Source organism: Mesorhizobium sp. P2_C7 (assembly GCF_056404515.1).
In genome coordinates, this window is record NZ_JBFUDW010000005.1 from 148,602 (window position 1) to 172,526 (window position 23,925).

The following is a 23,925-nucleotide window of genomic DNA, read 5'->3' on the forward strand; positions in this document are numbered from 1 at the left end:
CAGAAATGACCCCACGATGGCTAGGGACAGTGACAAGCACGCAAGCAAAAGGCTTAACGCACGCCGCGTGAAACCCTTTGGAAATCGGTACTTGAGGCCGCTGACGACCTCCAGCCTCAACCCTCCGTTAACCATCCCCATTTACGGTTCGGTAAGTATGGCGCGCGTGCGCCGCGCAAGCAGTGGTGACGATGTCCGGGGGCCAGCCAGAAAAATCAGGAGGACGAAAGGGCAAGGCTGCCTGCGCCTTGCTGCTGGCGACCAGCATGCTTGCCTTGCCGCGCCCGACGGCGCTCCATGCCCAGGAAACGGAGCTGCGCGGCGAGGTTTCCGAAACGGCGATCCTGTCCGACCAGCAGCGCAAGGCGAGACAGCTGGCTCTGGCAGCCCAAGGCCAGCAGGCGCCGGTCAACGCGGCGCAGGACAATGCGCCGGCACGAACCTACCTGCCGGCCAGCGCCGGCGCGGTGCCTGATGACACGGACGCCGGCGCCGCGACCGCGACCGGCAGCGTGTTCGATCCGCCTTCGGCCACCGACGATACCTCCGCCGATGCCGCGGCACCGCCAAAGCCTCGCCGCCGACCATCAACCGCCAGCCAAAATGCAGCGGATCCGGCCAAGGACAAGGCGACCGGCAAGTCGAGGAAGAAAAAGTCGACGACCGCGGCCACGGACGCCACGACCACGGGCGCCACCACCTCTACGACGGACGACGACACCACCGAAACGGATCAGGAGGCGGCCAACCGCCGCGCCGTCACCATCGACAGCGTCGACAGGCAAGAGCTTGACCGCGGCGCCGAACGCACCGCCTCCATCGAAGGCCAGGACAAGAAGGCCGAGGACGATCCGTTTGCCGCCACCGGCGTCAAATGGGGCTCTTTCGTCATTCGGCCGACGATCGAACAGGGCCTGACCGCCACCTCGAACGGCGATGCGAGCAGTGCCGGCACGTCGGCGCTGCTGTCCGAGACGGCGCTGCGCTTTTCCGCCGCCTCCGACTGGCGCGAGAACTCGGCGACGATCGACGGCTACGGCCTTTTCCGCGAGACCGTGTCGGGCTATTCGGTTCATGATGAGCAGGGCCGCATAGAAGGCCAGCTCAACGTCGACCTCGACAACGAGCTGCGCGCCATCGCCAAGCTCGGCTACGAGGCTGTGCCAGAATCGGCCTCCTCGCCGGACGCCATTGCTGGCGTCAACACGCAGCCGCTGCGGCAGACCGTGGACGGCAGCCTCGGCATCGAGAAGGACGTTGGCAAGATGCGCTATGCGTTGACCGGTGCGGTGACGCACGATTTCTATGGCGACGCCGAGCTTTCGGACGGCACCTCGTTGTCGCAGAAGGACCGCGACTCCACGCTCTATACGGCAACCCTGCGCACCGGCTACGAGATTTCTCCGGCACTCACCCCCTTCACCGAAATCGAGGTCGGTCGCCGGACCTATGATCAACGCATCGACACCGATGGCTTCGAGCGCTCCTCGACGGGCCTCGGAGGCCGCGCCGGCCTTGAGCTCGACATGGGCGAGAAGCTGTCGGGCGAATTCTCGGCCGGCTGGCTGCGGGAGGCGATCGACGACGATCGGCTCGAAGCGATTTCGGGGGCGACCGTCAACGCCGACCTCAAATGGTCGCCGGAACGCGGCACCACGATCGGCCTGACCGGCGTGACCACCGTCGAGCCCACGACCATCGCCGGGCAAAGCGGCGATATCCTTTATTCAGGCCGCTTGACGGGCGAGCGGCAGATCCGCGCCAACCTCACCGGAAATGCGGCTCTGGGCCTTGATTGGCGCGATTATATCGGCGTCGACGGCCATGACAGGACCCTGAGCGCCGAGGCCGGCCTGACATGGTGGCTGAACCGCTATGCCGGCCTCACCACCCGGGTGAGGACCGAAAAGCTGACCAGCAACATGCCGGGCCGCGACTACACCGCAAACAGCATATTCCTCGGCGTGAAAGTGCAGCGCTGAGCACCGCGCCAAGAAGGGTATGTCGAGATTCAGGTCAGGCCGAGTCGAGAGCGATAGACTCCGAGAACCGGAGCGGAGCGTACGTTGGGTACGTCAGCACCGGAAGCGCAGGAAACCGTCGCTCGCAGGCCGGCCTCACCTGAATATCGACATAACCTTAGAAGGCGGCGCCGCGACGCTCTGATGGCTTCAGCTCGTCGAGAAGCGTGCGGATGACGCCGGCCATGTTCTCGTTCATGTCGCTGCGCCACAGCGCGAAGGCGACGTTGGCCTCGACGAAGCCTTCCGGCGATCCGCAATCAAAGGTACGGCCCTGATAGTGGTAGCCATAGAAGGGCTGCTGCTTTTCCAGCTTCAGCATCGCGTCGGTGAGTTGGATCTCGTTGCCGGCGCCCTTTTCCTGGCCTTCGAGAATCGTGAAGATCTCGGGTTGCAGGATATAGCGGCCGTTGATGTAGAGATTGGACGGCGCCGTGCCGGTCTTCGGCTTTTCCACCATCTCGGTGATGCGGAAGCCGTGATGCGTGTCCTCGCCACGGCCGACGATGCCGTATTTGTGGGCTTGGGCCGGGTCGCATTCCTGCACCGCGATGATGTTGTTGCCGGTTTCCTGGTAGAGCTCGACCATGTCCTTCATGCAGCTCTGTTCTGACTGCATGATCATGTCGGGCAACAAAAGGGCGAACGGTTCGTCGCCGACCAGCTCGCGCGCGCACCAGACGGCATGGCCAAGGCCGAGCGGCACCTGCTGGCGGGTGAAGCTGGTCTGCCCTGGCGCCGGCTGCAGGCGCTGCAGACGGGCGAGCTGGTCGTCCTTGCCGCGCTGGGCCAGCGTGTCATAGAGCTCGAACTGGACGTCGAAATGGTCCTCGATGACGGCCTTGTTTCGGCCGGTGACGAAGATGAAATGCTCGATACCGGCCTCGCGCGCCTCATCCACCACATATTGGATCACTGGCCGGTCGACGACCGTCAGCATTTCCTTGGGGATGGCCTTGGTGGCCGGGAGAAACCGTGTGCCGAGACCGGCGACCGGGAAGACTGCCTTGCGAACTCTCTTCATACTGTCAATTATCCATTTGATGGCCTGCTCCGCAATCCCCGTTTCAAGACATTTTCACGCCGGAATTGAGGACTACCGAGCAACTGAGGGGAACATTCCCCGGTAAAGCTTTGAGGCGTCTTTTCGTTCCCGGCAGTACCTATGGTAAACTAATTCCTAACCTGGTTCGGCGATGAATGGTCTTTCCTGAGACAGAGAAAGGGGAAAAGATGTCCGTTCGCAGTGCCGCAAAGCGTTTTACCAGCGTCATCGCGGCAGCCAGCCTCTCGCTCGCCCTGCTGATGCCCGGCCCAGCTTTCGCCGATGCCGGTTTCCGGCAGTGGGTCGCCGGCTTCCGCGCCACAGCCGTGCAGAGCGGCGTTTCCGGTGCCCTCTACGACCAGGCCTTCAGGGACATCAGGGATATCGACCCGGTGGTGCTGGAAAAGGCGCGTACGCAACCTGAATTCACCGCGCCTGCCTGGGACTATTTCGACAACCGCGTCCATGACCAGTCTGTCGCCGTCGGCCAGCAAATGGCCAAGAAGTGGAAGCCATGGCTGGACAGGATCGAGGCCAGGTTCGGCGTCGACCGCTACATCCTGCTCGCCATCTGGTCGATGGAATCGAACTATGGCGAAATCCTCAAGCGCGACGACATCATGCGCAACGTCGTGCGCTCGCTGGCGACCCTGGCCTATGCCGATCCGAAGCGGGCAAAATTCGCCCGCACCCAGTTGATCGCCGCGCTGAAGATCCTGCAGACCGGCGATATCGACGAAAGCCATCTGAGCGGATCCTGGGCCGGCGCCATGGGCCACACCCAGTTCATCCCGACCAGCTATCTGCACTATGCCGTCGACATGGACGGCAACGGCAAGCGCGACATCTGGAATTCGATCCCCGATGCGCTGGCGACGGCGGCCAACCTGTTGAAGAAGAATGGCTGGCAGGCCGGCAAGACCTGGGGCTATGAGGTCACCTTGCCGGCCGGCAAGCTTCCTGGCGGTTCTAAGACGCTGTCGCAATGGCAGGCGCTCGGCGTTGCCAGGGCCAACGGCAAGCCGTTCAAGAACGGCTCCGACAAGGCGACGCTGAAAGTGCCGGACGGCCGCGGCGGGCCAGCCTTCCTGATGGTCAAGAATTTCTCGGTCATCAAGGCCTACAACAATGCCGACAAATATGCGCTTGCCGTCGGTCTTCTCGCCGACGAAATCGCCGGCTCCAGCGGTCTCGTGCAGGACTGGAAGCGGCCTTTCACCAAGCTCACTTTCGAGGAAAGGCAGGAGCTGCAGAAGCGGCTTTCCCAGCACGGGCTCTACGACGGCAAATTCGATGGCAAGATCGGCGACGGCTCGAAAACCGCCATCATGGCCTTCCAGGCCAAGGCCGGATTGGCCCAGGACGGCTATCCGAGCATGGAAGTGCTGAAGTGGCTCAGGCAGAAATAGGGCCACCTGCGGTGCCGCGCGGCCTTTCGGACGCGCAAAGGACACTGTAGCAATCTGTTTGGTGCAATGACCTTCGAAAGTTGACGCGACTTTTCAAGGCAGTGCACCACGGGATGGAGGAAACGATTGGCTTCGGCTGCGCGCATCGCAGGGCTTGTTCGTCGCATGCCGGTGCTGATTCTGGCCGTCGTCGTTATCGCCGTCGGCGTGGCTGGCGCCTTCCATGCACCGGCCATGGCGCAGGAGCAACAATACCGCGGCTGGTCGTTGCGCGATTCGTTGCGCGACCTTTTGTTCCCACGCCGCAGCGAGCGGATCGAGCCGCCGCTGAACATCCAGAAGGCGAAGCCAAAGCCGCGCAAACCCCGCGTCCCGCGTGCGCCGACCGAGCCGCAAATGCCGATCGCCGAGAAAGTCCCGGATGCCCGTACCGTCCTGGTGGTCGGCGATTTCATGGCGTCCGGGCTTGCCGAAGGCCTCGACACCGCCTTCGCCGAGAACACTGGCATCAGGATCGTGGCTCGCAGCAATGGCTCGTCCGGCTTCGTGCGCGATGATTTCTACAACTGGCCCGAACAGATCAAGGCGCTGATCGAGACCGAAAAACCGGCCGCCGTCGTCGTCATGCTGGGTTCCAACGACCGTCAGCAGATGAAGGTGGGGGATGTGCGCGAGCAGCCCCGGTCCGAGAACTGGACCAAGGAATACGAGCGCCGCACCGATGCGCTCGGCAAGGCCATCGCCGACGCCAAGGTGCCCTTCCTTTGGGTTGGCATGCCGGCTTTCGGGGTGCCGAAGATGACCTCCGACATGCTGGCGTTCAACGACATCTACCATCAGGCCACCGAAAGCCATGGCGGCGAATTCGTCGACGTCTGGGACGGCTTCGTCGACGAGAACGGCGCCTTCGTCACCAGCGGGCCAGACATGAACGGCCAGCCGGTGCGGCTGCGTGCCGATGACGGCATCAACGTCTCGAAGGCCGGCAAGCGCAAGCTCGCCTTCTATACCGAAAAGCCGCTGATGAAGATCCTCGGCCTCGCCGCCCCCGGAAGCGTAACCCCGGCGACCGCACCGGCGGGCGCGCCCGTCGAGGCGCCTGGGCCGGCCGCCGCGCCCATCGTCATCGACCGCACCGCGCCGATGCTGCTCAGCGATCCGGCACTCGACGGCGGCTCCGAACTTCTGGGCGCGGCGCCGCAGCCAAAGCCCAATCAGGATCTGCCCGGTGAAAAACTGGTGGTCGAAGGCAAGGCCCCGGAAGCCTCGCCCGGCCGCGCCGACGATTTCTCCTGGCCACCCCGGCCGCAGCCTGCGGCGGCGGTGGCCGCACCCGGCACGACGACGGCGATAAACCCTTAGAAGCTCCCTGAGCCCGTTTCGAAATTCGCTCCCGCGAGCACCGGAAGCGCAGAAAACGCCTTCAGATGGCCGCAGGAGTAGAATTTCCAACGGGCTCAGCTCGGTAGTACGGTCGACCCCATCAAGGCCTCGTCGATCGAACGCGCCGCCTGGCGGCCCTCGCGGATCGCCCAGACGACCAGCGACTGGCCGCGACGCACGTCGCCCGCCGCATAGAGCCTGTCGACGCTGGTCCTATAATCGCGATCATTGGCTTCGACGTTCCTGGAACGGCGGCTGTCGGTGACGATCTTCATCTGGCCGTCCAATTCCGACACCAGGCCGGCGATGGCCGGGCCGGCAAAGCCGATGGCGATGAAGGCGAGATCTGCTCGGATGACGAATTCGGTGCCGGCGATCGGCTTGCGCTTCTCGTCGACCTCGCAGCACTTGACGCCGGTCAGTTGACCCTCCTCGCCGATGAACTCGAGCGTCGCCACCTGGAATTCGCGCTCCGCCCCTTCGGCCTGCGAGGACGAGGTGCGCATCTTGGTCGCCCAGTAGGGCCAGACCGACAGCTTGTCTTCCTTCTCAGGCGGCTGCGGGCGGATGTCGAGTTGGGTGACGCGCACGGCGCCTTGGCGGAAGGCGGTGCCGACGCAGTCGGACGCGGTATCGCCGCCGCCGACGACGACGACATGCTGGCCGCCGGCGATGATCGGATGCGACGGCCAGGCCACCGACTGGATCGGCTCGCCGCCGACCCGCCTGTTCTGCTGTACCAGATAGGGCATCGCATCATGCACGCCGCCGAGATCGTCGCCCGGGATGCCGGCCGCGCGCGGCGTTTCGGAACCGCCGCAATAGAGCACGGCGTCATGTTCGGCGAGCAGCTCGGCAACCGGCTTGTCGACACCGACATTGACGCCGCAATGGAAGGTCACGCCCTCGCCCTGCATCTGCTCGATGCGCCGGTCGATATAGTGCTTCTCGATCTTGAAGTCGGGAATGCCGTAGCGCATCAGCCCGCCCGGCCGGCTTTCGCGCTCATAGACATGGACATCGTGGCCGGCGCGGCCAAGCTGCTGGGCAGCCGCCATGCCGGCCGGGCCGGAACCGATGACGGCGACGCGCTTTCCCGTCTTCTTCTCCGGCGGATAGGGCCTGATATGACCGGTCTCATAGGCCTTGTCGGCGATCGCCTGCTCGACCGTCTTGATGGCGACGGGAATGTCCTCGAGGTTCAGCGTGCACGCTTCCTCGCAGGGCGCGGGGCAGATGCGACCGGTGAACTCCGGGAAGTTGTTGGTCGAATGCAGGTTGCGGATCGCGTTGTCCCAGTCGCCATTGTAGACGAGGTCGTTCCAGTCCGGGATCTGGTTATGGATCGGGCAGCCCGTCGGTCCGTGGCAGAACGGAATGCCGCAATCCATGCAGCGCGCGGCCTGTTTCTCAACCTCCTTGTCCGACATCGGCAGCGTGAATTCGCGGAAATGCCGGATGCGGTCGGAGGCCGGCTGGTACTTGTGCACCTGCCGGTCGATTTCGAGAAAGCCTGTTACCTTGCCCATAGTCCAGTTCCTGCTGTCCAGATGGTGCGGTTTTCGCCGCACCCGTTAACCTCTTGAGGCAGCCATGGCAACCTTGCCTTCGAGGTCAAATTGTCGATGAAAGTGGGCCGGGAAACCTGGGCCTCCCGGCAACTGCAAAGTCTATTCCGCCGCAACGCCCATGCGCATGCGTTCCATCTCGATCAGTGCGCGGCGGTATTCGACCGGCATGATCTTGCGGAATTTCGGCCGGAAGGTCGTCCAGTCGTCGAGGATTTCGCGGCCGCGCACCGAACCGGTGTAGTGCACATGGTTCGAGATCAGCTGGTAGAGCCGCTCCTCGTCATGGCTGGTCATGTCGCCGGAGACGTCGACACGACCCTTGTGGTCGAGATCGCCGCCATGGTGCAGCAGCCTTTCCATCAGGTCGTCTTCTTCCGGAACCGGTTCCAGCTCGACCATCGCCATGTTGCAGCGCTCGGCGAAATCGCCCGCCTCGTCCAGCACATAGGCGACGCCGCCCGACATGCCGGCGGCGAAGTTGCGGCCGGTCTTGCCGATGACGACGACAATGCCGCCGGTCATGTACTCGCAGCCATGGTCGCCGACGCCTTCGACGACGGCGGCCACGCCCGAATTGCGCACGGCGAAACGCTCGCCGGCGACGCCGGCGAAATAGGCCTCGCCCTCGGTCGCGCCATAGAGCACCGTGTTGCCGACGATGATGGACTCCGCCGCGACGATCTTGGCCTCTTCCGGAGGCCGGATGACGATACGGCCGCCCGACAGGCCCTTGCCGACATAGTCGTTGCCGGCGCCGACGAGATCGAACGAGATGCCGCGCGCCAGGAAGGCGCCGAAGGACTGGCCGGCGGTGCCGGTCAGCTTCACCGAGATCGTGTCCTCACGCAGGCCCTTATGCTTGAAGCGCTTGGCCACTTCGCCCGACAGCATGGCGCCGGTCGAGCGGTCGACATTGCGGATGTCGACCTCGATTTTGACCGGCTGCTTGCTTTCGAGCGCGGGCTTCGCCAGTTCGATCAGCTTGCGGTCGAGCACGTCATCGATCGGGTGCTTCTGCCGCTCGGTCCAATGCACCGCTTCATGCGGCACGTCCGGCTTGAAGAACATCTTCGAGAAATCGAGCCCGCGCGCTTTCCAGTGGACGATCAGGTCGCGCTTCTCCAGCAGGTCGGCGTCGCCGATGATCTGGTCGATATGGGTGTAACCCATCTCGGCCAGCAGCGCCCTCACCTCTTCCGCCACGTAGAAGAAGAAGTTGATGACATGCTCGGGCGTGCCCTTGAAGCGCTTGCGCAACACCGGGTCCTGCGTCGCCACGCCGACCGGACAGGTGTTGAGATGGCACTTGCGCATCATGATGCAGCCGGCCGCGATCAGCGGCGCGGTCGAGAAGCCGAACTCGTCGGCACCGAGCAGCGCGCCGACGATGACGTCGCGGCCGGTGCGCAAGCCACCATCGACCTGCAGCGCCACGCGCGAACGCAAGCCGTTCAGCACCAGCGTCTGGTGCGTCTCGGCAAGGCCCATTTCCCACGGGCTGCCGGCATGCTTCAGCGACGTCAGCGGCGAGGCACCAGTGCCGCCATCATAACCCGAGATGGTGATGTGGTCGGCGCGCGCCTTGGCAACGCCTGCCGCAACCGTGCCGACGCCGACTTCCGAGACCAGCTTGACCGACACGTCGGCCGCCGGGTTGACGTTCTTCAGATCGTAAATCAGCTGCGCCAGGTCCTCGATCGAATAGATGTCGTGATGCGGCGGCGGCGAGATCAGGCCGACGCCCGGCGTCGAGTGCCGGACCTTGGCGATGGTCGCGTCGACCTTGTGGCCGGGCAGCTGGCCGCCCTCGCCGGGCTTGGCGCCCTGCGCCACCTTGATCTGCATCATGTCGGAATTGACGAGATATTCGGCCGTCACGCCGAAACGGCCCGAGGCGATCTGCTTGATCGCCGAGCGTTCCGGGTTCTTGCCGCCGCCGGGCAACGGCAGATAGCGGTCCGCCTCTTCGCCGCCCTCGCCGGTGTTAGACTTGCCGCCAATGGCGTTCATGGCGCGCGCCAGCGTGGTGTGCGCTTCGCGCGAGATCGAGCCGAAGGACATCGCCCCGGTCGAGAACCGCTTGACTATGTCGGCCGCCGACATGACGTCGTCGAGCGCGACCTTCTTGCGGCCGGTTTCTTCGGCCAGCTTGATCCTGAACAGGCCACGAATGGTCTGGGCTCGGGCCGTCTCGCTGTCGATCTGCGCGGAATAGTCCTTAAACGTCTCCCACGAGCCCTGGCGCACGGCGTGCTGCAGGGTAGCGACCGCGTCGGGCGACCACATATGCGCCTCGCCGCGCATGCGGAACATGTATTCGCCGCCGACTTCCAGGCTGTTGCGCAGCACCGGATCGTTGCCGAAGCCGTCATTGTGGCGGCTGAGCGTCTCGGTCGCGATCTCGTCCAGCCCGACGCCTTCGATCAGCGTCGCGGTGCCGGTGAAATACTGCTGCACGAAATCGGTCTTTAGCCCGATGGCGTCGAAAATCTGCGCGCCGCAATAGGACTGGTAGGTCGAGATGCCCATCTTGGACATCACCTTGAGAATGCCCTTGCCGATCGACTTGATGTAGCGCGTGACGACCTCGTAGGCGTCGACCTCCTTCGGCAGTTCGCCGCGCTTATGCATGTCGAGCAGCGTGTCGAAGGCAAGGTAAGGGTTGATCGCTTCGGCGCCATAGCCGGCAAGGCAGCAAAAATGATGCACTTCGCGCGGCTCGCCGGATTCGACGACGAGGCCGACCGAGGTGCGCAGCCCCTTGCGGATCAGGTGGTGATGCACCGCGGCCGTCGCCAGCAGCGCCGGGATGGCGATGCGATCCGGCCCGACCTGGCGGTCGGACAGGATGATAATGTTGTAGCCGCCGGCGACCGCCGCCTCAGCCCGCTCGCACAGGCGGTCGATGGCGCCCTGCATGCCCGCGGCCCCTTCATTCGAGCCGTAGGTGATGTCGATCGTCTTGGTGTCGAAGCGGTCCTCGGTGTGACCGATGGAGCGGATCTTTTCGAGATCGCCATTGGTCAGGATCGGCTGGCGCACCTCGAGCCGCTTGCGGCGCGAATTGCCGACCAGGTCGAAGATGTTTGGCCGCGGCCCGATGAAGGACACCAGGCTCATCACCAGTTCCTCGCGGATCGGGTCGATCGGTGGGTTGGTGACCTGGGCGAAGTTCTGCTTGAAATAGGTGTAGAGCAGCTTCGACTTGTCCGACATCGCCGAGATCGGCGTATCGGTGCCCATCGAACCAACGGCTTCCTGGCCCGTCGTCGCCATCGGCGACATCAACAGCTTGGTGTCTTCCTGGGAGTAGCCGAACGCCTGCTGGCGATCGAGCAGGCTGACATCCTTGCGCAGCGCGCGCGGTTCGACCGGCTTCAGGTCTTCGAGGATCAGCTGCGTGTTGGCGAGCCAGGTCTTGTAGGGATGCTTGGTCGCGATCTCCGACTTGAGCTCCTCGTCGGAGACGATGCGCCCCTTCTCCAGGTCGATCAGCAGCATGCGGCCGGGCTGCAGCCGCCACTTCTTGACGATCTTCTCTTCCGGCACCGGCAGCACGCCGGCTTCCGAAGCCATGATGACGCGGTCATCGTCGGTGACGATGTAGCGCGCCGGGCGCAATCCGTTGCGGTCGAGCGTGGCGCCGATCTGGCGGCCATCGGTGAAGACCACCGCCGCCGGTCCGTCCCACGGCTCCATCAGCGCGGCATGGTATTCGTAGAACGCCTTGCGATCGGCATCCATGAGCTTGTTGCCGGCCCAGGCTTCCGGGATCAGCATCATCATGGCGTGGCTGAGGCTGTACCCGCCCTGGAACAGGAACTCGAGCGCATTGTCGAAACAGGCGGTGTCGGACTGGCCTTCATAGGAAATCGGCCACAGCTTCGAGATGTTGTTGCCGAACAGTTCGGAATCGACCGACGCCTGTCGCGCCGCCATCCAGTTGTTGTTGCCGCGTACCGTATTGATCTCGCCATTGTGGGCGACCATGCGGTAGGGGTGCGCCAGCTTCCACGACGGGAACGTGTTGGTCGAGAAGCGCTGGTGGACAAGAATCAGCGCGGTTTCGAAGCGCGGATCGGTCAGGTCCTTGTAATAGGCACCGACCTGATAGGCCAGGAACATGCCCTTGTAGACGATGGTGCGCGCCGACAGCGACACACAGTAGGAGCCAATGTCCTTGTTGTCGTTCTCGGCGTAGATGCGGCCCGATATGACCTTGCGCAGCAGATAGAGTCTGGCCTCGTACTCCTCGTCATCGGGGATGTCTGATGTGCGGCCGATGAAGACCTGCCGATGGAACGGCTCAGACGCGACGATGTCCGGCGCCTTCGACAGCGACGAATTGTCTACGGGCACGTCGCGGAAACCGATGAGCGGAAGCCCCTCGGACTGCGCCGATTCGGCGATGATGTCCTCGATATGGGCGCGAAGTGCCGCGTCCTGCGGCATGAACCAGTGTCCGACGCCGTACTGACCTACCGGCGGCAGTTCGATGCCCTGGGCTGCCATCTCCTCGCGGAAGAAACGGTCGGGAAGCTGCACCAGCACGCCGGCGCCATCGCCGACCAACGGATCGGCGCCGACAGCGCCGCGATGCGTCAGGTTTTCTAGCACGGCAAGGCCGTCCTCGACGATCTGATGCGACTTCACGCCCTTCATGTTGACGATGAAGCCGACGCCGCAGGCATCATGCTCGTTGCGCGGATCGTATAGGCCCTGGGCGGAAAAGCCGTTGTCGGTTCGGCTTATGTTGGTTCGGGACGCGGTTTTGACGGTAGCCGCTTTCGTCTGCGCGGCCTGGCCGTTCGTCGCAGAGTGCGTCATGTCCGTCATCTCTCGGTCCTCCATTCCCAGCCCTTCGGGCGCTGGTCTGCCCCGGCAAGCGCCTGGCTCACCCTGATCCTTGCGGCACGTCTTGCGAAATCCTTGCCGAACCAGGCGGCTTTCCGCATGGTTCGTATTCGTACAGGCCAGCGTCTGGCTGTCCAACCTGTCGCCCGCAGCAACAGCCGGAGAGGCCCAAATGATACGCCAATCCAGCTCGTTTTGTGCGACAAAATAAGACAGCACTACTGTCCTAAATTTTTATGACAGAAATCCTGGACGCACACAAGACCGATTCACAAAAAACTTGAGCCGCCAGCGACATAAAATTACGTGAAGTTGAGGAAAAACGTAAGCTTCGATCACAGCCGCTTTTCGGATCCGGCTGGCTTTACCGCTTTTCCGACACGTGGCCCTTGCGCGTGAAACCCCAAAGCAGCCAAGGTCGCGCCGTTTTCAACCGAAGCAGGATTCCTGATGTTTTTTGCATCCGACAACTGGGCGGGCGTCCATCCCGACATCTCGGCCAATTTATCCCGGCATGCCGCGGGCATCGCCACCGCTTATGGCGACGGCGAGCTCGACCGCGCCGTCTACCGGCGCTTCAGCGAGATTTTCGAACGGGATGTCGCGGTGTTCTTCGTCGCGACCGGCACGGCGGCCAACGCGCTGTCCATGGCGGCGTGCAATCGCATCGGCGGCGTCGCCTTCTGCCATTCCGAAGCGCACATGAATGTCGATGAATTCGGCGCCGCGGGCTTCTACACCGGTGGAGCGCGCATGTCGCCGGTTCCGGGGCCACTGGGGCGCATCAATCCGCAGGCCCTCGACCGGGCCATCACGCGCTACTCGCAAGACCTCGCCCCCGCCGGCCAGCCGATGGCGGTGACGATCACCCAGGCGACCGAGGTCGGCACCGTCTACACCGTCGACGATGTCAAGGCGATCGCCGAAGTCAGCCGCCGTCACGGCCTGCCTCTGCACATGGACGGAGCGCGGTTCGCCAACGCGATTGCGGCGACGGACATCAGTCCCGCAGAAATGACCTGGAAGAGCGGCGTCGATATCATCTCCTTCGGAGGCACCAAGAACGGCTGCTGGATGGCCGATGCTGTGGTGGTCCTGAACCCCGACGTGGCGCGCGACCTGCGCCTGCTTCGCCAGCGCGCCGGGCAGACCTTTTCCAAGGCGCGCTTCATCTCGGCTCAGTTCGAAGCCTATTTCACCGACGATCTCTGGCTGAGGATGGCGCACCACGCCAATGCCATGGCCGCGCGGCTGGCCGCGACGATCGAGGATGCACCGGCAGGCCGGCTGGCCTGGCTGCCGCAGGCCAATGAAGTGTTCGCGATCCTCGACCGCGCCAAAGCCGAAAAGCTGCAAGCGGCCGGGGCAAAATTCTACGAATGGGGTCTGCCGCAGGGCTTCGACAGCCACCTCGGCGACAATGAAGTGATCTACCGTTTCGTCGCCAGCTTCGCGACCACGACCGAAGAGATCGACCACCTTGGCCACCTGATCGCTTGAGCTTTTCCTATGACCATGTCACCGCTCGGCTCGACTATGCGGCTGATCCGCCCCGCTCCAAACGTGCTCGGCTTTTATGACGGCCGGATAGAGGGCGTTCGCGGCTGGTCGGATCAGCCCAATTGGCTCGATGACGGCGCCTATGCCCTTGGCATTTGCACCTATGCAATTGTCGATGGCTCGGAAGCGCTTGTCTATGACACGCATATTTCGCTTCAGCACGCCCGGATCATCCGGCAAACGCTAGAGGGTATGGGCGTCACCTCGATGCGGGTGGTCCTCAGTCATTGGCATGATGATCATGTCGCCGGCAACGAGGTGTTCCGGGATTGCGAAATCATCGCCAACAACCTCACAGCCTCTGCTCTCGCAGAGAACCGGACCAAACTGGAAAATGAGAACCCGCCGATCAGACCCCTTATCCTTCCGAATCGGACATTCGACGGCAATCTCGACCTCATGGTCGGGTCGATAGCGGTCGACCTTCGGCACGTCGAAATCCACAGTCACGACGGTACCGTGTTGGTCATGCCCAGCGCCGGTCTGCTCTTTGCGGGCGATACGCTTGAAGATCCGATCACTTATGTCGGCGAACCGGAACGGCTGACTAAACATCTGGACGATCTCGAACGCATGGCCGGCTGGACCTTTGACCGCATCCTACCCAATCACGGTTCGTTGCAGATGATCCAATCCGGTGGGTACGGTCGCGAGTTCATTGCCGCTACCCGATCCTATGTCGAAAAGCTGCTTCGCTGCCGACACGAGCCCGATCTGGTGAGGCAAGATTTGAGAGCCTTCGCTGCCGAAGTGTTCGCCTCCGGTGCCGTCGGTTATTTCGCGCCATACGAGGCCGTTCACCGACAAAACGTTGAGGCCGTGGTGGCTTCGGGGACTACCAGCTAAACATAGAAAGGCGGCGCCCTTCGGCGCCGCCTTTGCCTTGGGAGGCTATCGGTTTAGTTGGCGGTCTTTAGTTGGCGGTCTTGGCCTCGATCTGCTTGGCCTTGGCCGGAGCCGAGGTGATCGCGATCTTGCGCGGCTTCAACTCCTCGGGAATGTTGCGCTTGAGGTCGACGAAGAGCAGGCCGTTCTTCAGCGCGGCGCCGACGACTTCAACATGGTCGGCAAGCTGGAAGCGGCGCTCGAAAGCCCTCGAGGCGATGCCGCGATAGAGCAGTTCGGAACCTTCGCCGGTTCCCTCGTCCTTGCGCTCACCTTTTACCGTCAGCACGTTGCGATGGGCTTCGATCGAGATTTCCTCGTCCGAGAAGCCGGCAACGGCCATCGAGATCCGGTAGGAATCCTCGCCGGTGCGCTCGATGTTGTAGGGCGGATAAGTCTGCGCGCCATCGGGCTGCGCAAGCGAATCGAGCATGGTGAAGAGACGGTCGAAGCCGACGGTCGAGCGATAAAGCGGGGAAAAGTCAACGTGACGCATGAGGTGTTCTCCTGTTGAGCAACATGGTTTGCGTATGGCCGGTGCGAAACCCTTGAGCGGCGTTTCGGCTGGACCAGCGGCCCCGATATTGGCGACCGCATCCGACATTTGGGGAGCGCTCGAAGGCATTTCAAGATTTCTCCTGCCGGCAAAAACCGTGCGGCTGTTCGTTGATGAACGGCAGATGAACCAAAGCTTCGGCGCGCGTTCAGACAGCCGGCGCTAGAGTGGGCCCAAGATCAAGGATTGGCGGCGCGCCGGACGATGAACCGTTCTTGAGACGCCGCAACGAGGCCGACCGGGGTGTAACGTCCCTTCCTCCCGGATCGACAGAGGCCGGAAGCACGCTTTCAAGCGGCTTCCGGCCTTCCCCATTGTGGGTCTCGCGTCACCGGGAATTCCTTTGCTTTTGGCGCATGGGCGTCTATCACCTTAGCGGAGCCAGCCAGCACGGGCGGGCACGAGCACGAAGCGCCGAATGACGGATCTTGTCCAAGACATCCCCCTTTTTCACGAAATCGAGGGCAATCCACGACCGGAAAACGCCAGCGGCGGCTTCTTCACCACCCGCGACCGCAAGAAGATCCGCTACGGCCTGTTCGGCGCAGTCACTCGCCCGTTGAAGGGCACCGTGGTCGTGCTCACCGGCCGCAACGAGTGCATCGAGAAATATTTCGAAACCATCCGCAATCTTGCCGACCGTGGCTTTGGCGTCGCCACCCTCGACTGGCGCGGCCAGGGTGATTCTTCCCGTCTGATCCGCGATCGCCAGCGCGGCTATGTCCGTAGCTTCCGCGACTACACCGCCGACCTTGAGCAGTTCTTCGAGGAGATCGTGCTGCCCGACTGCCGCGGCCCCTACTACATCCTCGCCCATTCAGCCGGTGCGGTGATCACGCTGCTTGCCACGCCGTCGATGGTGAACCGCGTGCGGCGCATGGTGCTGATCGCACCATTCCTGACCGTGCCCGACCTGCCGGTCTCGATATCGACGGTTCGGCGCGTCTGTTCGTTCTTCTGCGCGCTCGGCCTTGGCCGGCTCTATGCCGCCTGGGGTCCACGGCCGAAGATGCCGGCCCCTTTCGAGACCAACAAGCTGACGTCCGACCCGGTGCGCTACCGGCGCAACACGCGGATCTACGAAGAGTACCCGCAGCTGGCGCTCGGCGGCCCGACCATCCGCTGGCTGCAGGCCGCCGCCAAAGCATCCGAGGCTGTCAGCGACCCCGACTTCATGGCTCGCATTCAGGTCCCCATGCTGATAATCGCCGCCGGCGCCGACCAGGTCGTCTCGACCAAGGCAGTGGAAGCCTATGCCAGGCGTCTGCGGCTCGGGTCACTGCTGATGATCGACGGCTCCCGCCACGAAATCCTGCAGGAGGCCGACATGTACCGCGAGCAACTCCTCGCCGCCTTCGATGCCTTCATTCCCGGCAGCGACGACCCTACGGCCTGACAGACGCCGATCCCCGGCTCACGGCTGGCGGGCGAACTCCATGACCCAGTTGGTCTCCCAGCTCGTGCCGCCATCAAGCGAAAAGGCCTGTTCCCAGCGCGCCGAATTCTCCATCATCCGTGACCAGAGGAAACGAACCTGGATCGGCCGTCCGTCGAAGACATCCTCGCACAGGAACGTGCCGACACCGTCGATGAACGCGCCGCGCACCGGCACGTCGATGGTCAGCGGGTTGCGGCCATCGATCCACCAGATCGACCATTGCCGTGTCGCCGGATCGAAGGTCCGCACCGTTGCGGCGCGATAGGCGCCGCCCGGCAGCTCGATCACATTGTCGTCGACATTGCCAAGACCGCCGAGCAGCGGGCGTACCTCGCATGTGCCGCCGAATTCGTCCCAGTTGGTGTCGCCCGCAAGGCGCTTTTGCAGCCTTCGATGGCTGACATTCCAGCAGCCGAAGAAGAAGTCGAAATCGCTACGCCCCTCCGTCTGACCGTCATTGGCGTGGCTGGCTGTTGATTGCATCGGCATGTCTGGTCCTCCTCTGGAATAGCCCTTCCATAGTCGGTGCCAACTGACACCCTGTTGTCAGTAGGGATGGGCCGGCGCTGCCGGCGGCAGACAAAGTGCTAAAGATTCTGACAGCCCGCGCCGTCCCGCAGTGCTCATCTGTCCGCGTTGAACTGAACGCCATGGAGATGAGATCATGACCGAGAAAACCTGCGCCGCCTGTGATTGCCAGCTGGACGCCAACCCGATCCGCGTCAAGGTCGGCGGCAAGACCGTCGAAGTCTGCTGCGAGGAATGCGCGCAAGCGCTGAACGAAGCCGGCGCCTCGGCAGCTGGCACCAGGGAGGACTGAGCGATGCGCCCTGATCATACGGCGACGCAATGCCTGGCCGGCACGGTGCCGACGCAGGCGCCGACAATCCGCACCGTGACCATTCGCCAGACTTTGTACGCACAATTCATTGCGAGGCTGGCTGGATCAGCAGTCAGATGGAGAGGCGCCGAAGCCGCCGCGCTTTGCTCGAGATGACCGACGACCAACTCAAGGACATCGGTCTGTCGCGCGGCGAAGCCTACTCAGAATTCACGCGCCGGCTGTGGGATTGATGCATACCGCCGAAAAGTGGTCCCCGTTTTGGGGCGACGACATGCGTGAAACAAAACTCAAAGCGCGTCGCGTGAATCCATTTTGATGCGACGCGCTTTGAGAAGCAGCCTGCCTGGAAGTCTCCTGACAGGAATGGGCGGGCCGATTGCGTAGAGTGCCGATGCAGGACCCATGGCCAGGCACAGGAAAACAACGCAATGGCCATATCGCAATTCACGGTCCAGCCGCTTCTCGACACCGGCACTGTCAGGGTGCGCGACGTCGTCTGCAGCGGGCAATGCCGGCACAGGAGCGAGGAAGAGTGCACGTCGGCGACGCATCTGGTGTTTCCCTATCGCGGCGTCTTCGTGCGCCATGTCGGCCGCAATGACGCCGTCGCCGAAGCCAATCAGCTGCTGTTCTTCAACGAGGCGGAAGCCTATCGGATCAGCCACCCCGTCGACGGTGGCGACGCCTGCCTCGATCTCGTCGTCGAGGAGGCTCAGCTGCTGGAGCTGGTGCCGAAGGAGCAATTGCGCAGCGGCGCGACCCCGGCGTTTCGTCGCCAACGCCGGCGCATCGACCCACGGGCGCAGGCTTTGGTGGCTTTGCTGCGCCACAGCTTGAGCCGCAACATAGCCGAAACGCTCGAGGCCGAAACCCTGGCGCTGACGCTGGTGCGGCGCTCTCTCGGCGAGCGGACCTCGCATGTCGCCGGCGCCAGCCCGGGCCGACAGAAACTGGTCGACCGTGCCAAGCTCGTTTTGTCCTCGGATCTGTCGCGACGCTGGACGCTGGCCGAAATTGCCGCCGAGGTCGGCGTCTCACCGGTCTACCTGACGCAGATGTTCCAGCAGGTCGAGGCCATGCCGCTCTACCGTTATCATTTGCGCCTGCGGCTGGCACGCGCGCTCGACCTGCTTGGCCGCTACGACAATCTGACGACGCTGGGCATGGACCTTGGCTTCTCCAGCCACAGCCATTTCAGCTCCGCGTTCAGGCAGGTTTACGGCCGCACCCCAGCGGAGTTCCAGCGCTCGATCAAGCCGCGTTGAAGCAGTTCAGGAAAAGTCAGCCTCGGAGCGCAGCCATCGCCGCCGCATGCAGCTCCGGCGTCGCCGCTGCCACGACATCGCCGCCCTTCTCCGCCGGCCCGCCATCGAATGTGGTGACCACGCCGCCGGCCTTTTCGATGATCGGGATCAGCGCCACGATGTCGTACGGCTTCAATCCGGGATCGGCGACGATATCGACGCTTCCCGATGCGATCATGGCGAAGGCATAGCAATCGGTGCCGTAGCGGGCGAGTTGCACCTGCTTTTCGAACTGGTCGTAGCGCTCGCGCGCCTCGCCCTTGAACAGTGCCGGCGTGGTGGTGAACAGCGTCGCGTCGGCGAGCTTCGTCGTCTTGCGGGTTGTCAGCTTGCGCGGGCCACCCGGCCCCTCATAGTGAGAGCCCGAGGCGTTGGCGTAGTAGAGCTCGCCGGTGAAAGGTTGCGACATCATGCCGGCGACCGCATCGCCGTCGACCGTCAGTCCGACCAGCGTCCCCCACACAGGCAGGCCGGAGATGAAGGCGCGCGTGCCGTCGATGGGGTCGATCACCCAGACATGTTTGCTCGAAATGTTTTCGCTGCCGTGCTCCTCGCCAAGGATGCCATGGTCGGGATACTCAGCCGATATCAGCGCCCGGATGGCGCGCTCGGCCTCGCGATCGGCTTCGGTAACCGGGTCGAAACTGCCTTTTTCCTTATTGGCGACGGCGCCCTGACTGCGGAAGCGCGGCAAGGTTTCCGCCGCGGCCGCCCGCGCGATGCGGCGCATGAAATCGATGCTGATATCCAACTGATTCTCCCGCATTGCAGCATGCCCGAGCCGTGCTCTGCCGCCAATTTCCTGCCTAAACAAGGGTGTTCGACGATTTTTCCGCGACGGCACCTGTTGCCCGGATGTCACACAAGCGTCACCGAAAAGCAATTTCCACATCAGAGTGAATTAAAAAAGCCTGAAGGTCGCTTGACATTTGTGCAGCGCACAATACCCTCAGCCTCGGACAGGTTTTCCTGTCCATGCCCTCCTTGGGCGTTTCCTCCCTAGACTTCGACCGTATCGTGCAAACGATGCGGTCTTTTTTTACGCCGGAGCACCCCGGACCAAGGTTTCACTCCGCCGCCAGCGGCAGGTCGATGAAATGATGGTCCGGCATTGCCATCAGATCCGCCGAAAATCGCGACAGATCGTCGGCCAGCGCGTCGAAGCCGGCGGCCTTCTCGAATGTCCGCTCGTTCATGTAGAGCCCGCGATTGACCTCGATCTGGAGGGCGTGGAGATGGCGCGCCGGCCGGCCATAGTGCTCGGTGATGAAGCCGCCCGCATAGGGCTTGTTGTGGGCGACGGTGTAGCCCATTGCGGTGAGCAGGCCGATCGCGGTCTCGGTCAACGCCGCGGTGGCCGAGATGCCGAAACGGTCGCCGATGATGAAGTCGGGCCTCAAGCCATTGTCGCCGACGCGGATGCTCGCCGGCATCGAATGACAGTCGATCAGAACGGCAAAGCCGAAGCGCGCATGGGTCCTGGTCAAAAGCCGTTTCAGCGTCTCGTGATAGGGCTTGTAGACGGCCTCGATGCGGGCGACCGCTTCGGACAGCGGCAAGCGGCCGGAATAGATATCGAGCCCCTCGCCGACCAGCTTGGGCACCGTGCCAAGCCCGCCGGCCACCCGCGCCGAGCGGATGTTGCAGAACGACGGCACCGGCTCGGCGAACATGCGCGGATCGAGCTCCCACGGCTCGCGGTTGACGTCGAGATAGGCGCGCGGGAAGTTCGCCGCCAGCATCGGCGCCCCCAGCGCCACGGCGCCGCCGAACAGTTCGTCGACGTAGCAGTCTTCCGACCGGCGGATGGCGTTGCGGTCCAGCCTTGCCATGGCAAGGAAGCGCTCCGGATAGTAGCGGCCGCTATGCGGTGAGTTGAAAAGGAAGGGGACGCGCTGCTCGGCGCCCGAACGGATTTCGAAGGGTGGAAAGACCGAAAAATCCTCGGCTGCCGTCTTCAATTTGTGCGAACCCGCAAACACCAGTGCATCATCATGTGAAGGTGCCACCTTGCTGGCCGCGTGTCCAGCATTTCAGCGGCAGCACAGTCCGGGCAAATATGGTCCATCCCGGTTCTCGTTCACTTGATGTTTACCCTCACCTCCTCATATACAGGATGGTTAACGGGCTTGCCCAACGGCAATCTCGAGCGGGTGATTCGGACGGGATATCATGGCACGCATTCTTCTGGCGGAAGACGACGACGATATGCGTCGGTTCCTCGTCAAAGCGCTGGAGCGCGCTGGCTACCAGGTCAGCGATTTCGACAATGGCGCCAGCGCCTATGAGCGGCTGCGCGAGGAACCGTTCTCGCTGCTTCTGACCGACATCGTCATGCCGGAGATGGACGGCATCGAACTGGCGCGCCGCGCCACCGAGATCGATCCCGACCTCAAGGTCATGTTCATCACCGGTTTTGCCGCCGTTGCGCTGAACCCGGATTCCAAGGCGCCTAAGGACGCCAAGGTGCTGTCGAAGCCGTTCCACCTGCGCGACCTCGTCAACGAGGTCGAAAAGATGCTGCAGGCGGCCTGAGCCGCTTTCCGAGCCAATGCATGTCGCCCAAAAGTGGCCCCGGTTTTGGGAGAACGACATGCATAAAAACAAAGACCTGAAGCGCGGCGCTTGATTCCGTTCAAACGCGACGCGCTTTAGGCGTAAGCACCCTTGTCACCGCTGCGGCGAGACGACGCCTTCTTTCCTTTTTCCTGCTATTGACGCGCTGGATCAAAAATGGTGTATGCGCGGCTTCGGATGGGCGTGTAGCTCAGCGGGAGAGCACTGCATTGACATTGCAGGGGTCACAGGTTCAATCCCTGTCACGCCCACCATCCAATCCCAGACGATCAATACGTTGCGCCGAGTATCCGCTGGCCAGGCATCCAAGGGCCGGCTAGCCCTGCTTTTCCTTGTAGAGCAGCAATTCGGGCCGATATTCGAAATGCATGGTGTCGTAGTGATACCAGCGCCCGCCCCAGATAAAACCCTGCCTTTCAAACAGCGTGACGATTGATAAGGGAATGCGATTCTTGAACGGGATACGGCCCTTGTCATCGGGCTTGTTCCAGAACCAATAGTCGGAATAACCGACATTGATATCGAATGCAGCGCCGAAGGAATGGACGCTGAGCTGATCCGTGCCGGCGATGACCCGCCAGTTGAAACCGCCGCCTGGCTTGAGGCCGTAGCGGCTCATGTCGGCGGGCAACTCCTGCAAGGCATTCGAGATTTTGGAGAGGCGCGCGTCGACACCGAAGAGCGACGTTATCCGAACCGGATACTTGCCCAGTTTGGGCAGCCATTTGACGGTCGTCAAATGATGGCCGACCGCCGCGGCACTGGCCCCATAGAGTTTTTTGAAAAAAGCCTCGTTGCGAATCCGCCCGGGATCGAAATCCACGTCGGGGATAAGGTCTCCGGCACTGGCTGTCGGATAAACGTAGTGGAACATGTCCTCGATATCGGGGGACTTGATCAACTCCTCGGGCGTGCGTGCCTTGCCATCATCCCACACCATCGTGGCACCATCCGACCACGTCACTGTATTGCCCGAGATGGTAAAAAGGCCAGGGTAGGCTTCGAGCAGCGCAGCCTTGGCGTCAGCCTGATCGACGCCATCACCGCCTTGCGCGGCTGACAAGGGGATGGCCGCCAGCAAGACCACGAAAACGATGGAAATCCTTAGCTTCATCGCCAGCACGGCCCCCGAAATCGCACGCCTACCATTTCGATCATAAACGAAAAGGGAATGTGATCAGGGCACGAGCCCACATTTATCCTGAGATGCCCGCGACGGCACACAAACTTCTCATCCTGGCCACCGCCAGTTCCGGATCGGCAAGCAACCCGGCCTGGTCGGCAAGGCGGAAGACATCGGCATAGTGGCGGATACCACGCGCCGACTGCATGCCGCCGACCATCTCGAAATGATCCTGATGGCCGTTCAGCCAGGCCATGAAGACGATGCCGGCCTTGTAGTATTCGGTCGGCGCCTCGAAGATTTTTCGCGATAGCGGCACGGTCGGCGCCATCAGCGCGTCATAGCCGGCGCGGTCGCCATCCGCCAGCTTCGCCAGCGCCGCGTTGGCGACCGGCGCAATCGCATCGAAAATGCCAAGCAGCGCGTGCGAATGTCGTCCGCCGTCGCCGGCAATCAGTTCGGGATAATTGAAGTCGTCGCCGGTGAACATGACGACGCCGTCCGGCAGCCGATTCCTGAGCGCGACTTCCTTGCCGGCATCGAGCAGCGAGATTTTTATCCCCTCCACCTTGCCGGCGTGGCGTTCGATGATGGCGACGACGGTGTCGAGCGCGGACTCGAAATCGCCGCTGCCCCAGTAACCTTTCAGCGCCGGATCGAACATGTCGCCCAGCCAGTGCAGGATGACCTTGCCGGACGCTTGGGACAGGATGCGGTCGTAGACACGGGCATAGTCGTCCGGGCCCTTGGCAACCGCCGCCAATGCGCGGCTGGCCATCATGATCGCCTTGCCGCCCAGCCCTTCGATGAAAGCGAACTGCTCTTCATAGGCGGCGATGACATCGTCGAGCGTCCGGGCGGCGCTTGGCGCCAGGTGGTCGGTGCCGGCACCAGAGGCGAGATCGGCGCCTTCGACGGTGCGCGCTTCCGCGATCGAGCGGCGGATCAACTCCTGCGCATTAGTCCAGTCGAAACCCATGCCGCGCTGCGAGGTATCCATCGCCTCGGCGATGCGGAAGCCGAGCCGCCACAGATGATGACGGAATGCCATCGTTCTGTCCCAGTCGACCACCGGCTGCGACCACGGATCGGTCATCGCCAGCGGATCGGCAACGACATGGGCCGCGGCATAAGCGATGCGCGAAAACCGTGCGCCGACCGCCGGCTGCACCGGCTGGCCGACCAGAGCGTAGCGGCTGCTGCGGCCACCCTCACCAGGCAAGGAAATGTCCATCGATCTCTCCCTATCGCCGTGCCTATAAATGGAACGTTCCAATAAATCAAGAACCTTTAAGATTCAAGGCTCATTCGTGGGCAAATGCTGCGCCGCAACACGGAAGCCATATAGAATGGGC

At 62.9% G+C, this 23,925-nt stretch carries 19 protein-coding genes and 1 tRNA gene; 11 read left to right on the plus strand and 9 right to left on the minus strand.

Annotation, left to right across the window (positions count from 1 at the left end; genetic code table 11):
- Positions 1 to 191: 191 nt before the first annotated feature.
- Positions 192 to 1,982 carry an outer membrane beta-barrel protein gene (locus AC1D2G_RS12570; RefSeq protein ID WP_477414286.1) on the plus strand — a complete coding sequence of 597 codons (1,791 nt, stop codon included), beginning with the start codon at positions 192 to 194 and terminating at the stop codon, positions 1,980 to 1,982.
- Between the two features lie 157 nt (positions 1,983 to 2,139).
- On the opposite strand, the gene galU is transcribed toward AC1D2G_RS12570, so the two are convergent.
- Positions 2,140 to 3,045 carry a UTP--glucose-1-phosphate uridylyltransferase GalU gene (gene galU / locus AC1D2G_RS12575; protein ID WP_477414288.1) on the minus strand — a complete coding sequence of 302 codons (906 nt, stop codon included), beginning with the start codon at positions 3,043 to 3,045 and terminating at the stop codon, positions 2,140 to 2,142.
- 209 nt (positions 3,046 to 3,254) lie between these two features.
- On the opposite strand from galU, the gene AC1D2G_RS12580 reads away from it, so the two are divergent.
- Together AC1D2G_RS12580 and AC1D2G_RS12585 are read left to right on the plus strand one after the other, a co-directional pair.
- Positions 3,255 to 4,475 (plus strand): lytic murein transglycosylase, encoded by a 1,221-nt coding sequence (locus AC1D2G_RS12580; RefSeq protein ID WP_477228003.1) that lies wholly within the window; start codon positions 3,255 to 3,257, stop codon positions 4,473 to 4,475.
- Positions 4,476 to 4,601: 126 nt separating this feature from the next.
- Complete coding sequence (locus tag AC1D2G_RS12585; RefSeq protein WP_477414290.1) at positions 4,602 to 5,837, plus strand: SGNH/GDSL hydrolase family protein; 1,236 nt, start codon at positions 4,602 to 4,604, stop codon at positions 5,835 to 5,837.
- Between the two features lie 95 nt (positions 5,838 to 5,932).
- Here AC1D2G_RS12585 and AC1D2G_RS12590 read toward each other — a convergent pair whose 3' ends face one another.
- Together AC1D2G_RS12590 and gltB are read right to left on the minus strand one after the other, a co-directional pair.
- Positions 5,933 to 7,387, minus strand: coding sequence for a glutamate synthase subunit beta (locus AC1D2G_RS12590; RefSeq protein WP_477414292.1), 1,455 nt, complete (start codon positions 7,385 to 7,387; stop codon positions 5,933 to 5,935).
- Between the two features lie 141 nt (positions 7,388 to 7,528).
- Entirely contained in the window at positions 7,529 to 12,265 is a 4,737-nt protein-coding gene (gene gltB, locus AC1D2G_RS12595; protein WP_477414294.1) for a glutamate synthase large subunit, read from the minus strand.
- Positions 12,266 to 12,733: 468 nt separating this feature from the next.
- On the opposite strand from gltB, the gene AC1D2G_RS12600 reads away from it, so the two are divergent.
- Together AC1D2G_RS12600 and AC1D2G_RS12605 are read left to right on the plus strand one after the other, a co-directional pair.
- Positions 12,734 to 13,783, plus strand: a complete 1,050-nt coding sequence (locus AC1D2G_RS12600) for a threonine aldolase family protein (RefSeq protein ID WP_095084577.1) — start codon at positions 12,734 to 12,736, stop codon at positions 13,781 to 13,783.
- Between the two features lie 36 nt (positions 13,784 to 13,819).
- The gene (locus AC1D2G_RS12605; RefSeq protein ID WP_477414296.1) at positions 13,820 to 14,689 is read left to right on the plus strand and encodes an MBL fold metallo-hydrolase; all 870 of its coding nucleotides are present in this window, start codon (positions 13,820 to 13,822) and stop codon (positions 14,687 to 14,689) included.
- 67 nt (positions 14,690 to 14,756) lie between these two features.
- Here the strand turns inward: AC1D2G_RS12605 and AC1D2G_RS12610 are convergent, their stop codons facing one another.
- A complete protein-coding gene (locus AC1D2G_RS12610; protein ID WP_023759726.1) occupies positions 14,757 to 15,224 on the minus strand; it encodes an Hsp20 family protein in 468 nt (155 codons plus the stop codon).
- A gap of 478 nt (positions 15,225 to 15,702) precedes the next feature.
- Here AC1D2G_RS12610 and AC1D2G_RS12615 point away from each other — a divergent pair, with 478 nt between their 5' ends.
- Positions 15,703 to 16,680, plus strand: a complete 978-nt coding sequence (locus AC1D2G_RS12615) for an alpha/beta fold hydrolase (RefSeq protein WP_477414298.1) — start codon at positions 15,703 to 15,705, stop codon at positions 16,678 to 16,680.
- An 18-nt stretch (positions 16,681 to 16,698) separates the two neighbouring features.
- On the opposite strand, the gene AC1D2G_RS12620 is transcribed toward AC1D2G_RS12615, so the two are convergent.
- Positions 16,699 to 17,211 carry a DUF1579 domain-containing protein gene (locus AC1D2G_RS12620; RefSeq protein WP_477414300.1) on the minus strand — a complete coding sequence of 171 codons (513 nt, stop codon included), beginning with the start codon at positions 17,209 to 17,211 and terminating at the stop codon, positions 16,699 to 16,701.
- A gap of 175 nt (positions 17,212 to 17,386) precedes the next feature.
- Between AC1D2G_RS12620 and AC1D2G_RS12625 the strand changes: the two genes are divergently transcribed.
- The 3 genes from AC1D2G_RS12625 (at position 17,387) to AC1D2G_RS12635 (ending at position 18,831) form a co-directional block, all read left to right on the plus strand.
- Positions 17,387 to 17,542, plus strand: a complete 156-nt coding sequence (locus tag AC1D2G_RS12625; protein WP_167392101.1) for a hypothetical protein — start codon at positions 17,387 to 17,389, stop codon at positions 17,540 to 17,542.
- Between the two features lie 137 nt (positions 17,543 to 17,679).
- Positions 17,680 to 17,796 (plus strand): DUF1127 domain-containing protein, encoded by a 117-nt coding sequence (locus AC1D2G_RS12630; RefSeq protein WP_477414302.1) that lies wholly within the window; start codon positions 17,680 to 17,682, stop codon positions 17,794 to 17,796.
- A gap of 204 nt (positions 17,797 to 18,000) precedes the next feature.
- The gene (locus AC1D2G_RS12635) at positions 18,001 to 18,831 is read left to right on the plus strand and encodes a helix-turn-helix domain-containing protein (RefSeq protein WP_477414579.1); all 831 of its coding nucleotides are present in this window, start codon (positions 18,001 to 18,003) and stop codon (positions 18,829 to 18,831) included.
- Positions 18,832 to 18,847: 16 nt separating this feature from the next.
- Here the strand turns inward: AC1D2G_RS12635 and hisN are convergent, their stop codons facing one another.
- Both hisN and AC1D2G_RS12645 read right to left on the minus strand, forming a co-directional pair.
- Positions 18,848 to 19,621, minus strand: coding sequence for a histidinol-phosphatase (gene hisN, locus AC1D2G_RS12640; protein ID WP_095084986.1), 774 nt, complete (start codon positions 19,619 to 19,621; stop codon positions 18,848 to 18,850).
- A gap of 316 nt (positions 19,622 to 19,937) precedes the next feature.
- On the minus strand, positions 19,938 to 20,879 hold the full coding sequence (locus AC1D2G_RS12645; RefSeq protein WP_477414304.1) for an N-formylglutamate amidohydrolase: 942 nt from the start codon (positions 20,877 to 20,879) through the stop codon (positions 19,938 to 19,940).
- A gap of 163 nt (positions 20,880 to 21,042) precedes the next feature.
- Here AC1D2G_RS12645 and cpdR point away from each other — a divergent pair, with 163 nt between their 5' ends.
- The gene (cpdR, locus tag AC1D2G_RS12650; RefSeq protein ID WP_006199474.1) at positions 21,043 to 21,405 is read left to right on the plus strand and encodes a cell cycle two-component system response regulator CpdR; all 363 of its coding nucleotides are present in this window, start codon (positions 21,043 to 21,045) and stop codon (positions 21,403 to 21,405) included.
- A 221-nt stretch (positions 21,406 to 21,626) separates the two neighbouring features.
- A tRNA-Val gene (locus tag AC1D2G_RS12655) sits at positions 21,627 to 21,701 on the plus strand.
- Positions 21,702 to 21,763: 62 nt separating this feature from the next.
- Here AC1D2G_RS12655 and AC1D2G_RS12660 read toward each other — a convergent pair.
- Both AC1D2G_RS12660 and AC1D2G_RS12665 read right to left on the minus strand, forming a co-directional pair.
- Positions 21,764 to 22,561 carry a M15 family metallopeptidase gene (locus AC1D2G_RS12660; RefSeq protein ID WP_477414305.1) on the minus strand — a complete coding sequence of 266 codons (798 nt, stop codon included), beginning with the start codon at positions 22,559 to 22,561 and terminating at the stop codon, positions 21,764 to 21,766.
- A gap of 82 nt (positions 22,562 to 22,643) precedes the next feature.
- Positions 22,644 to 23,804, minus strand: coding sequence for a dihydrodipicolinate synthase family protein (locus AC1D2G_RS12665; protein WP_477414307.1), 1,161 nt, complete (start codon positions 23,802 to 23,804; stop codon positions 22,644 to 22,646).
- Between the last annotated feature and the right edge of the window lie 121 nt (positions 23,805 to 23,925).